The organism is Streptomyces chattanoogensis (assembly GCF_001294335.1).
In the GTDB taxonomy this organism is placed as follows: domain Bacteria; phylum Actinomycetota; class Actinomycetes; order Streptomycetales; family Streptomycetaceae; genus Streptomyces; species Streptomyces chattanoogensis.
Genome location: NZ_LGKG01000159.1, coordinates 1 through 12113, shown reverse-complemented (window position 1 = coordinate 12113; position 12113 = coordinate 1). Strand labels below are relative to the sequence as shown.

The following is a 12113-nucleotide window of genomic DNA, read 5'->3' as shown; positions in this document are numbered from 1 at the left end:
CGGGGTCAGGCCCCGTCCCGTACGCCCTCCCGGACAACCCGCCACGGACCCCTCCGCCGGCAGGACGCCACACCTGCCGCGACCACCAGCCCCGTGCCCGAAGCGATCAGCAGCGCCGTCACCGGGGAATCGGTGAGCGCCGCCCCTCCGAGGCCCCCGAGGGCCGTGCTGAACAGCGCCCAGAGGGCGGCGCCCACCGCGTCCAGCAGGACGAAGCGGCGCAGCGGAAAGCGCACGCTCCCGGTGGAGAGCGCGGCGACCACCCGCCCGCCGGGCAGAAAGCGGCCGGCGATGACGAGCGTGGCGGCGTGCCGTTCGACCGTCGTACGGGCGCGGGCGTGCCGGGCCCGGCCGCGTTCGCCGCGCAGCAGCCGGGCGGTGGCGCGGGGACCGGCGTAGCGGCCGACGCAGTAGCCGAGGCAGTCGCCCGCCAGCGCGCCGGCCGCCGCGACGGCGGCCAGCAGCGCCAGCAGCGGCGGATGCGGGCCGATCAGCACGGCGACGAGCACCACGGTGGTCTCGCTCGGCATGAACGGCAGCAGCGCGTCGAGGCCGGACACCAGCAGGACGACCAGCCACAGCCAGGGCGAGTGCAGCAGGTCCCGGAGCGGCTCGGCGAGCCGGTCCAGCTGCGCCAGCTGGCCGAGCAGGTCAGACATGGTGGCGGGCCGCCGGTTCGGGGTGCCGTCGCGGCGACGGCACCACGGGCGCGGACACCGCAGGCATGGACACCGCAGACGTGGACACCGCGGGCGCGCCCTCCCGGGCCGGTCCCCGCCCGCCCAGTACGGCGCGCTCGGCCAGGGCCGCCAGGCCGCGCCGGTCGAGCCCCTCCCCCGCCGGTGCCGGATGCGCGGTGACCCGTATGGCCAGCGCGCGGGCCGCAAGCACCCGCCGCAGCGAGGCGGCGAAGGTGTCCTCGCCGCAGAACGCGGCCACCGTGCTGGGGCGGCCGCCCTGGGTGTAGCCGAGGGTCACCGGCCGGACCGGGGCGCCCGCGTCGAGGGCGGCCTGGAAGGTGGCCCGGCGGAAGGTGCCCTGGCCGGTGGTGCACCAGGTGGTGGCCTGCGGGAAGACCGCGACCGAACGCCCGGAGGCGAGGAGTCCGGTCAACTCGTCTATGGCATGAGGAAGTTGGCGGGGATTGGTGCGGTCGATGAAGTGCGTACCGGCGCGGCGGGCGAGGCCGCCGACGACCGGCCAGCCGCCGACCTCGCGCTTGGCGAGCAGGGTGACCGGTTCGACGGCGAGCAGTGCGGGGATGTCGAGCCAGGAGATGTGGTTGACGACGATGAGGGTGCCGGGCCCGCCGCCCGGCCCGCCGCCCGCGGTCAGCGAGGCCGCCCCCTCGACCCGTATGCCGAGCGCATCGAGCAGCCCGCGGGCGTGCGCGCGCAGCCGTACCGGATCGGCCAGCCGCTCGCCGTCCGTCAGCGCGCGGCCGACCCGGCGGGCGAACGCGGCGGTGCGCCGGGCGGTTTCGGCCGCCGGAACCCGCGGCAGCGCGTGCGTGGCACAGTCCGGCGTACAGCCGGACCAGACGTCCCAGGGTCCGTGCACCGCGCGCCCGGGGGCGGCCGCCGGGTTCACCGCTCCCCCAGGAAGAAGCGCCGGTAGCGGTCGCCGAGCCGTTCCATGTCCAGGACGACGAAGAAGTCGGCGACGTCGAACTCCGGGTCATGGGCGGGCGCACCGCAGATGACGGCGCCGATGCGCAGATAGCCGCGGAGCAGCGGGGGGAGCTGGGCGGCGCTGGGGCGGTCGGGGACGGGGACGGTGGAGTGCCAGGGGTGGTGCGGGGTGACCCGGAGCCCGTGCGGGGCGGCGTAGCGGGTGCGGCCCAGTTCCCAGGCGTGGGCGGCGGCGGTGCCGCCGTCGGCGAGCGGGACGGAGGCGCAGCCGGCGAGATAGCGGTGGCCGGAGAGCAGGGTGTAGCGGGCGAGCGCGGCCCACATCTGGTTGATCACCGCACCGCCCCGGTGGTCGGGGTGGACGCAGGAGCGGCCCGCTTCGATGAGGGAGGGGCGCAGCTCCTCCAGGGCGGAGAGGTCGAACTCGCCGTCGGAGTAGAGGCGCGGGCTGCGGCCGGGCGGCAGCAGCCGGTAGGTGCCGACCACCTCGCCGGTCGCGGTGTGGGTGACGACGAGGTGGTCGGCGAGGTCGTCGACGGCGTCGATGTCGTGGCCGGCCAGCGGCGAGTGCAGGGTGGCGCCCATCTCCTCGCCGAAGACGCGGTGGCGCAGGCGCTGGGCGGCGCGGATCTGCTCCTGGGTGTCGGCGATCACGGCCGTGTAGCCGGGGGCAGCCGCCGGGTCGGCGGCGGGAGCGGTGTCCTGGGAGGGAAGGGAGGGAGAGACGGGAGTGGCGGGAGTGGCGGGTGCCGGGGCGGCGGTGGACGCGGTCGGTGCCGAGCGCATGGAAGCCCTCCTTGGACGGTGGTGTGCGCACCACCGAAAATCTGTGGTTTACCCCAATGACCTGGCCTTCTCTTCGCAGGAAACTGTTCCCGTGCCCGACGGCCGGGCGCATGAAGCGCAGGGAGCGTACGGATGAGGGTCCGCGGAACACTGGTCGCCGACGGCCGTTGCGGCCTACTTGGAGCGAGACCGGCCGAGCGTTACCGTGCCCCCCGCACGGGTCCGTTGTTACTGCCGAGCAGTGGGGGGCACACGTGAGCCAGCCGTCACGACGCACGCTGTTGGGAACCGCCGGAGCGATCGGCGCGGGGGCCGCACTCGGCGCCGCCGCCCCCGCCCCGGGCGGACCGCCACCGCCGGGGGCCCGCCGAGGGCAGGCCGCCCCGTTCGACACGGCCCCGGCGCGGGCCGCCCTCGAACGGCTGCTGCCCGGCCACGCCGGTCAGTTCCGGCTCCGCCCGCTGGCCCCCGACGGCACCACCGACCGCTTCCGGGTCGAGGGCACCGCGGGCCGGATCACCGTCGCCGGCACGACCCCCGCCACGCTCCTGACCGGCGTCCACTGGTACCTCAAATACACCTGCCACGCCCACCTCTCCTGGGCCGGCGACCAGCCCGCCCTGCCCGCCCGGCTGCCCGCCCCCGCCGGTCCGTCCGAGCGGTCCACCGCACTGCCGCACCGCTTCGCCCTCAACGACACCCACGACGGCTACACCGCCCCCTACGCCACCTGGGCACGCTGGGAGCGCCTGATCGACGTCCTCGCGCTGCACGGCGTCAACGAGGTGCTGGTCACCCCGGGCACCGAAGCCGTCTACCACCGCCTGCTGACCGACTTCGGCTATTCCGACGCCGAAGCCCGTACGTGGCTCCCTGCGCCGTCGCACCAGCCGTGGTGGCTGCTGCAGAACATGAGCGGATACGGCGGCCCCGTCAGCCCTGAACTGCTCGCCAAGCGCGCCGAGTTGGGCCGCAGGATCACCGACCGGCTGCGCGCCCTCGGCATGCACCCGGTGCTCCCCGGCTACTTCGGCACCGTCCCGGACGGTTTCGCCGCCCGCAACCCCGGGGCACGGACCGTCCCCCAGGGCACCTGGTCCGGCCTGCGGCGCCCCGACTGGCTCGACCCCCGGACCGGCGTCTTCGCCGACGTCGCCGCCGCGTTCTACCGCCATCAGCAGCAACTCCTGGGTCCCGCCGACCACTTCAAGATGGATCTGCTGCACGAGGGCGGCGACCCGGGCGACGTACCGGTGCCGGAGGCGGCCCGCGCCGTGGAGAAGGCGCTGCGCACCGCCCGCCCCGGCGCCACGTGGGTGATCCTCGGCTGGCAGGAGAACCCCCGGCGCGATCTGCTGAACGCCGTCGACCACGACCGGATGCTGATCGTGGACGGCCTGAGCGATCTGGACCGGGTCACCGACCGGGAGCGGGACTGGGGCGGGGTGCCGTACGCCTTCGGCTCCATCCCCAATTTCGGCGGCCGGACCACCATCGGCGCCAAGACCCATATGTGGGCGAAGCGCTTCACCGTATGGCGGGACAAAGAGGGCAGCCGGCTGGCCGGGACCGCCTATATGCCGGAGGCCGCCGAGCGTGATCCCGCCGCCTTCGAGCTGTTCAGCGAACTGGCCTGGCGGGAGCGCCCGGTGGACCGCACCGCATGGTTCGCGCGGTACGCCGATCTGCGCTACGGCGCCCGCGACGACCAGGCCCGCGCCGCCTTCGCCGCGCTGTGCACCAGTGCGTACGCGATCGGCAGCGCGGACGGCCGCCCGCACGACTCGGTCTTCGCCGCCCGTCCGGACCTGGCCGCCCGCTCCGGCACGCGCTACGCCACCCACACCCCGGCCTTCGACCTGGCCGCCTTCGACACCGCCTTAGCCGCACTCCTCAAGATCCGCCCGGCATTGCGCGACAGTGACGCCTACCGCCACGATCTGACCGACGCCGCCCGGCAGGCCCTCGCCAACCGCTCCTGGCAGCTGATCCCCCAGCTCCAGGAGGCCTACCGCCGCAAGGACCGCCCGGCGTTCCGGGAGCTGGCGCGGCTGTGGCTGCGGCTGATGCGGCTGAGCGACGAGGTCACCGGCGCGCACCGGCAGTTCCTGCTCGGGCCCTGGCTGGCCGACGCCCGCGCGATGGCGTCCGGCGACGCGGAGGCGGCGCAGCTGGAGCACAGCGCCCGCGCGCTGATCACCACCTGGGCGGACCGGCCCACCGCCGACGGAGGCGCGCTCGCCCACTACGCCAACCGCGACTGGCACGGCCTGATCGGCGACGTCCATCTCCCCCAGTGGCAGGCGTACCTGGACGAGCTGGAGGACGCGCTGGCGGATGACCGCCCGCCGAAATCCTTCGACTGGTACGCCATGGAGGAGCCCTGGACCCGCCGGCGCAACGACTACCCGCTGCGCCCGACGGCCGATCCGCACCGCACCGCCCGCCGGGTCCACGACACCCTCGCCACCGCCCCGTACCAGGGCACCGTCACGGTCACCGCCGCCCCGCACGCGATGCCGCCGGGCGGCCACGCCACGCTGACCGCCGCCCTGCGCAACGTCAACGGCCTGCGCGCCACCGGCCGTGTCGACTTCGCCCTCACCGGCCTCGAGGCCAGAGCCGACGGCCCGCTCTCCCTCCCCTCCCTCCCGCCGGGCGGCACCGGCGAGGCCCGCTGGCGGGTGGCCGCCCCCTCGGGGCCGCCGCAGGATCCGCTGCGCCCGTTGCCGTACGGCCTGACGGCCGAGTACGGGCCCAAGGGCGAGCCCCGCGTCCGCGCGGTCACCCACGGCGTGCTGTTCGTGGCCGGTCCGCTGGACGACGATCTCGAGACCGTCACCACCAATAGGGCGGTTTTCGGCCAGTTGGACGGGCGCTTCGCGATCGACGGCGCGGGGGCCGATCTGTGGAAGGGGACCGAGGAGTTCGGCGCCGTCTACCGGCCGGGCGCGCTCCGGGCGGGCGGCTCGGTGACGGTGGAGGTGACCCGCCAGGAGGACGGCACCGGCCCCTGGGCCCGCGCGGGCATCATCGTCCGCAACGACCTGGCCAGGCCCGCCTCCCCCGGTTTCCTGAACCTCTCCGTGACGCCCGCCAACGGAGCCGTCCTCTCCTACGACGCCACCGGCGACGGCACCCTGGACACCTACCGGCGGCTCCCCGGGATCGCCGCCCCGGCGCTGCTCCGCCTCACCCGCGGACGGGACGGCGGCGGCGCCGGTACGTACACCGGCGCCTGCTCCGCCGACGGCGGCGCCACCTGGCGCGAGATCGCCACCGTCACCGTCCCCGGGGCCGCCGCCGCACAGGACGCCGGCCTGCACCAGTGCGCCGCCAACTCCGCGACGGGGCACCGCGGAACGGCCGAATTCCGCCGCTGGCGGATGTCCTGACCGGCCGCCTGCGATCCACTGGAGCGGTCGCCGGACCACGGCGTACGCTGGCCGAAACGCATCACGAGCGAGGGGAAAACCGTATGGGTTCCGCAGCTGAGAAGGAGTGGCTCTACGGCCTCGACATCTCCGACGCCGTCTGGCAGCGCCCGCCCGGCGACGCCGAGGAGGCGGTGGAGATCGCGTTCCTGGAGCGCGGCGCGGTGGCGATGCGCAATTCCACGGACCCCGATGTGGTCCTGCGCTACACCGAGGCGGAATGGCGGGCCTTTGTACTCGGCGCGCGGGACGGCGAGTTCGACCTGGCGTAGCGGCTGTCGTCACCTTCCCGCCTGGCGCGCGGCGCCTGACACGGCACCTCGCGGCGTTGTCGGCACACCCGCAGAGAACCTCCCCCACGTCTAAAGGGCGCGGGGGGACCCCCTTGCGGGCGCACCTCCGCCTTGCGATGCACCGCACCGGACGCCGCGCGCCCCGCCCTACGGGCGAACGACGGGAATGTGACCACGCCCCCCGGCCCCCCCTGATGGCCGGTCACCCGTGGGGGCGAACAGACGCACTACGGGTGACCATCACAGGATTCACTCGTTCCACCGAACGTGGAGCAGCAGCAGGCGGCATCCCCGCGTCCGGACCGTGACCGCACTTCTCCGGGGCTTTTCGCCGGTGCCGGTGAGGCCGGCGCCGGTGAGCCCGGCGTCGACGGGATCATCGACGTCGAGCAGGCCGAGGCGGCGCTGGTGGAGCACTATCCCCGGCTGGTACGGCTCGCCTATCTCGTCCTGCCGCCTGGCGACGGCCGCGGCCGCCGGGTGCTGGCCGCCCATGCGGTGGTACAGCGCGCCCTGCCGCACCGGAACACCCCCGCGCCCGGACCCGGTATCCCCGCCCAGGGCGCCGACGGCGACGCGACCGCCGATCCCGGCTATGCCGTTCTCCGCCACCGTGTGCTAAAGGCCGCGCTCGCCACCGGACGGCCCCGCCGGCGCCTCCCCGCGCTCCCGCCCCTCCTCCCCCAGGTCTGGGGGCTGCGCCTCTTCCCGCGCTCCGGCGGCGCCGATGAACTCGCCCTGGACCAGGCGCTGTCGGCGCTGTCCGGACCGGGCCGGGCGGCGTTCGTGCTGCGCGATCTGGAGGGGCTGACGGACCGGGAGACGGCCCGGCTCCTGGAGGGCGCCGGGGTGGCCGACCCCCAGGAGGCACTGGACGAGGCCGGGCGGACCGAGCTCCCGGCAGGCAGCCGGGACGGTTCGCTGCTGGAGTCGGCGGAGTTCGACCCGTGCGCGCTGCAGGCCCGGCCGACGGATCTGATCCGGCGGCGGCAGCACGGCCGGGCGGCGCTGGCGGCGGGCGCGGCCGTGGTGGTGTGCGGGGCGCTGCTGGGGCTGCCCGGTGACGGCTGGGGCCGGGACGGCGCCGCCGCTCCCCCGTACGCACAGAACGCGGCGGCCGAGGCGGCCCTGGATCCCGGCAGGCTGACGGCGGCCCCGGCGAGCGCCTGGAAGGACGCGGCGCGCCAGGACTTCTCGGCGTGGCCCGCCCGCGGCGACCGGGTCGGCGACCGGGCGCTGCTGCGCCGGGCGCTCGCGGTCTGGGCCAGGCCGGGCGCCGGGGTTCCGGTCTCGGCGACGCCGGGCACCCCGACGGGCCCCGCGGCCGGTCCCCCGCAGCTGCTGTTCGCGGGCGCCGTCGACCACTCCGTCGTCGTGCTCTTCCACGACGGCCTGCGGGTGGTGCGCTACGCCGAGGCGGCCGACGGCGAGGGCCGGGAGGAGGGCAGCGGCGCGGCGCTGGACTTCGCGCGTGCGGACGGCGCGGCGGCGGCCTCGTCGAGCGCCCTGGTCGTGAACCGGACGACGGGCAACATCCGCTATCTGACGGCCCCTTGGGTGACCTCCGTCCACCTGGTCGACCTGCTGAAGCCGGACGGGGAGGACCAGCAGGTGGGCATCGACGCCGGCGGCCTGACCGACCCCGTACCGATGCCCCGCCCCGAGCAGAAGTGCACCACCTGGCCCGCACTGCGCATGGGCGGCCGTCTGCTGACCGACCTGGGCGAGCTGGCCCCGGCCCGGCTCACCTACGGCCCCCCGCGCAGTCCGGGCGAGGTGAACACTCCGCAGGCCAGGACGGCCTGGGCGCGCGGCGGCTGCGCGCTGGCAGCGGTGCGCGGCCAGGGCGTACGGAGCGTGAACTCCTGGAAGTTCGCGCAGCAGCCGCTGCCCGGGGGCGCGGGCAGCGCGGACTGGGTGTGCACCCGCGCGGAGACCTGGCGCGGACCGGGCAGCCGGACGCTGGCGCAGTTCCTGGCCCCCGCACCGGGCGGCCGGCCGTACGCACCGGGGACGGTGGCGGCCCGCGTCGACGGCACTCCGGCCTGCGGGCCGCGGGCACCGCGGGCGCTGGCCGGCGTCCTGTGGAAGGCCGCCGGGGGCCGGTGGTGGCTGCTGGCCGCGGGCAGCGAGAAGGTCACCTCGCTCAAGGCCGCCGGCGGGGTGCGGGGCCAGGAGCCCGGCCGCCTGTTGGCGGTCAGGGCGGCAGCGGGCGCCCAGGCGCGGCTGACGGGGCGGCTGGCGGACGGGAGCACGGTCGAAGCGCTCCGCTGAGGATCCCCGGCCGCCCGAGGTCCCGCGCCCGGCCCCCGGACTCTGCGGGAAAGGTGCGTCCGGAAAGGCGCGTCCGAGGGGTACCGGCATTCCTTACCCCTCAGTACATTGACGCCATGTCTAATACGGCCTCGCTGCGGCCCGAGCCGGTCGCGTCCGAACACATCCCGCTGAAGGCCCGCAACGTCGCGTTCGACTGGGCGGACACCCCTCTGCACTGGATCCCCGGCGACCCCGCCACCACCCACACGATCAACGTCCTGCATCTGCTCCTGCCGGCCGGCGAGCGCTGGTTCGTGCACGTCTACAAGCAAGTGCTGCCGTACGTCCGCGACGCCCGGCTGCGCGAGGACGTGATCGGGTTCATCGGCCAGGAGGCCATGCACTCCCAGGCACACGACGGAGTGCTGCCGCACCTCAGGGCGCAGGGCCTGGACCCCACCCCGTACACCGCGCAGGTCGACTGGTTCTTCGAGAAGCTGCTCGGCGACCGGACGCTGCCGCCGGGGCGGGCGCGCAAGTGGTGGCTGCTGGAGCGGGTCGCCCTCATCGCCGCGATCGAGCACTACACCGCCTTCCTGGGCGACTGGGTGCTCAACGCCGGGGCGCTGGACGCCAGGGGCGCCGATCCGACGATGCTCGACCTGCTGCGCTGGCACGGCGCGGAGGAGGTCGAGCACCGCTCGGTGGCCTTCGATCTCTTCGTCCATCTCGACGGCGGCTACCGGCGGCGGGTACGGACGTGGGCAACCGCATTCACCGCGCTGGTGTTTCTCTGGCAGAGAGGCATCCGCTTCTTCATGGAGAACGACCCCACCCTGATCGACGGAAAGGCGAGCTTCCGGGAGTTCCTCCGCGCCGGACGGCAGGGCGTGCTGCCGACCGCCGGGGCCATGACGCGCTCCATCCCCCAGTACCTCAGCCGCACCTACCACCCGTCCCGGTACGGCAGCACCGCACAGGCCGCCGCCTATCTCGCCGGATCCCCCGCCGCGACGGCGGCCGAATCCCGTACGCCCGGAGGCGCCTGAGATGCCCCGTACACCCCGGATCCGTAAGGCCCCCACGGCCCGCACCGCCCGCGCCGTCCGCACCGTCGCCGTGGCGGCCGCGGCCGCCCTGGTGGCCCGCCGGGCGCTGCGCCACCGCATCAAGGCGTCCCCGCTGTGGCCCATGCCCGCCCTCGAGACCCCCGTCTCGGGAAAAGGACGGGATGCCCAAGTCACCACCACATCACGGCAGTTGACGGTCGCCGAGCGCACGGAGGAGGCCGCGGGCGTCGTCCGGCTGCGCCTGGCGGGCGACGGTCTCCCGGACTGGGAACCCGGAGCGCATATCGACCTGGTCCTGCCCTCCGGGGCGATACGCCAGTACTCGCTGTGCGGAGACCCCGCGACGCCCGGCTCGTACACCATCGCCACCCGGCTGATCGAGGACGGCCGGGGCGGCTCCCGGGAGGTGCACGAGCGGCTGCACGAGGGCACGGCCGTGGAGGTCCGCGGCCCGCGCAACCGCTTCCGCCTGGACGAGTGCCACGCCTATGTCTTCCTCGCCGGCGGCATCGGCATCACCCCGATCCTGCCGATGGTGCGCCGGGCAGAGCGGGAAGGGGTGCCGTGGCGGCTGCTGTACGCCGGGCGGTCGCGCGCCTCGATGCCGTTCCTGGAGGAGATCGAGAAGCTGGCGGCGCCCGGTGCGGACCGGGTCACGGTGGTCGCCGAGGACGAGGACGGGCGGCCCGATCTGGCGGCCCTGCTCGCCGGTGCGCCGCCGTATGCCGCGGTCTACTGCTGCGGCCCCGAGCCGTTGATGGACGCGGTGGCCGCGCTGCTGCCCGACGCCCCCGAGGGCCTGACCCTGCACACGGAGCGGTTCGCCCCCGCCGCCGCCCCCTCGCCGGCCCCGGCCGCCGACAACGTCCCGTTCGAGGTGGAACTGCACCGCACCGGCCGCACGGTCACCGTGCCCGCCGGCACCAGCATCCTCCGGGCGATCCGCGACCAGGCGCTGCCGGATCTGCCGTACAGCTGTGAGCAGGGCTTCTGCGGCACCTGCCAACAGCGGGTGCTGGCCGGTGAGGTGGCGCACCGCGACGAACTCCTGACGGACGCCGAGCGCGACGACTCACTGCTGATCTGCGTGTCGCGGGCCCGCGACGGCGGACGGCTCGTCCTCGACCTGTGACAGCGGTCGCGCTGCGCTGCCCTGCACCGCGCCGCACCGTCATCATGGTGCAGGTGGATTCCTTCAACGCGCCGCTCGGCGCTGACCTGGTGACCGGCCCGGTACACGACCGCTGGCGCGCCCGGGAGGCTCCGTACGGGGACTTCATCGTGTTTTCCGACGGCTCGCTGTCGGTGATGGAGCTCGTACGGACCTCCCCGCACGACCGGTTGAACGACCGGCGGGCCGAGGAGTGGTACTGGCAGGAGATCTTGCGGGCCACGGCGTGGACCCCCACCGGCTGGCTGGACATCGACGGGATGTTCGCCTCGTGCACGCACGCCGGAAGCCGTGCCATGGCCGGCGAATCAAGCGCCCACGGGAGCATCGGCTGGGTCGCCCTGGCCCGGGACGACGACGAGCGCACCCTGGAGTGGCTGGCGGTCTCCTGTTATTCCAACCCGTTCTCCGAGGTCACGCTGGACGAGACCGCCGTGACGGCCACCAGTACCGCGGGCCGCATCTGGACCTTCCCCCGGTACGCGCCCCAGCAGGTGAAGATCACCGAGGATCCGGCCTACCCCTGGTGACGCCGGGGGCGCTGCCCCCTCCCTGCGGCGGGACCGTTCGATTCCGCGCGGCGCCCCGGGTCGTTAGGGTGGTGCGCATGACGACCGGGGCGCGCCGCAGGATGGGCGTCGAGGAGCGGCGCGAGCAGCTCATCGGCGTCGCACTCGAGCTCTTCAGCCATCGTTCTCCCGAGGATGTGTCGATCGACGAGATCGCCGAGGCGGCCGGTATATCGCGGCCGCTGGTGTACCACTACTTCCCGGGCAAACAGCAGCTGTACGAGGCGGCGCTGCGGCGCGCCGCCGACGAGCTGTCGGCCCGCTTCGTGGAACCGCACGAGGGCCCGCTCGGCGCCCGCCTGCTGCGCGTCATGGAGCGCTTCTTCGACTTCGTGGACGACCACGGCCCCGGCTTCTCCGCGCTGATGCGGGGCGGCCCGGCGACCGGTTCGCGCAGCCGCACCGGCGCCCTGATCGACGGCGTACGGCAGGCCGCGTACGACCAGATCCTCGCCCATCTCGGCGTCCCCGACCCGCCTCCGCGGCTGACGCTGGTGGTCCGCTCGTGGATCTCGCTGGCCGAGACCACCGCGCTGCTGTGGCTGGACGGGCGGCAGGTGCCGCGTGCGGAGCTGGAGCGGCAGCTGGTGCACGACTTCGCGGCGCTGGCGGCGGTGAGCGCCACCTACGACGAGCAGATGGCCGGGGTCGTCCGCCGGATGCTGGCGGACGAGCCGGAGAACGGGATGTTCGCGGAGCTGGTGGCGCGGTTGATGGAGTTGCCGCAACCGGTTCGCTGCGCTTGAGGTTTCTCCCCACGTTGTCGTCTGCGGCGCCGCGGTGTCTTCTCGCCGTTGCGCCTGCGGCCCGTCCGCTGCGCTTTGCCTGGGCCGACGTGTCGGGCTTTCCCACCGTTGCGCCTGCGGCGGGCTGGTTGCCGCTGCGCGGGGCTGTCCGGCAGCG

At 74.8% G+C, this 12113-nt stretch carries 10 protein-coding genes; 7 read left to right on the top strand and 3 right to left on the bottom strand.

From position 1 onward, the window contains the following. Window positions 1-5: 5 nt before the first annotated feature. Genes ADL29_RS28540 through ADL29_RS28530 form a run of 3 tightly spaced genes read right to left on the bottom strand, consistent with a single transcriptional unit; the run spans window position 6 to window position 2417 of the window. A complete protein-coding gene (locus ADL29_RS28540; RefSeq protein ID WP_078971357.1) occupies window positions 6-659 on the bottom strand; it encodes a DedA family protein in 654 nt (217 codons plus the stop codon). Further along, entirely contained in the window at window positions 652-1590 is a 939-nt protein-coding gene (locus ADL29_RS28535) for a lysophospholipid acyltransferase family protein (protein WP_245689675.1), read from the bottom strand. The genes ADL29_RS28540 and ADL29_RS28535 overlap by 8 nt, the downstream gene beginning before the upstream one ends. After that, a complete protein-coding gene (locus ADL29_RS28530; RefSeq protein WP_078971356.1) occupies window positions 1587-2417 on the bottom strand; it encodes a GNAT family N-acetyltransferase in 831 nt (276 codons plus the stop codon). Before ADL29_RS28530 ends, ADL29_RS28535 begins: the two co-directional genes overlap by 4 nt. Before the next feature lie 254 nt (window positions 2418-2671). Here ADL29_RS28530 and ADL29_RS28525 point away from each other — a divergent pair, with 254 nt between their 5' ends. The 7 genes from ADL29_RS28525 (at window position 2672) to ADL29_RS28495 (ending at window position 11956) form a co-directional block, all read left to right on the top strand. Next, complete coding sequence (locus tag ADL29_RS28525) at window positions 2672-5812, top strand: alpha-N-acetylglucosaminidase (protein ID WP_053926453.1); 3141 nt, start codon at window positions 2672-2674, stop codon at window positions 5810-5812. Window positions 5813-5895: 83 nt separating this feature from the next. After that, window positions 5896-6123 (top strand): DUF397 domain-containing protein, encoded by a 228-nt coding sequence (locus ADL29_RS28520; protein WP_046928382.1) that lies wholly within the window; start codon window positions 5896-5898, stop codon window positions 6121-6123. Between the two features lie 288 nt (window positions 6124-6411). Then, entirely contained in the window at window positions 6412-8418 is a 2007-nt protein-coding gene (locus ADL29_RS28515) for a hypothetical protein (RefSeq protein ID WP_053926452.1), read from the top strand. 116 nt (window positions 8419-8534) lie between these two features. After that, window positions 8535-9449: a metal-dependent hydrolase gene (locus tag ADL29_RS28510; protein WP_053926451.1), complete on the top strand. Its 915-nt coding sequence runs from the start codon at window positions 8535-8537 to the stop codon at window positions 9447-9449. 1 nt (window position 9450) lies between these two features. Beyond that, window positions 9451-10602: a PDR/VanB family oxidoreductase gene (locus tag ADL29_RS28505; RefSeq protein WP_053926450.1), complete on the top strand. Its 1152-nt coding sequence runs from the start codon at window positions 9451-9453 to the stop codon at window positions 10600-10602. After that, entirely contained in the window at window positions 10599-11171 is a 573-nt protein-coding gene (locus ADL29_RS28500; RefSeq protein ID WP_245689674.1) for a hypothetical protein, read from the top strand. Before ADL29_RS28505 ends, ADL29_RS28500 begins: the two co-directional genes overlap by 4 nt. A gap of 77 nt (window positions 11172-11248) precedes the next feature. After that, window positions 11249-11956, top strand: coding sequence for a TetR/AcrR family transcriptional regulator (locus ADL29_RS28495; RefSeq protein WP_053926449.1), 708 nt, complete (start codon window positions 11249-11251; stop codon window positions 11954-11956). Window positions 11957-12113: the final 157 nt, after the last annotated feature.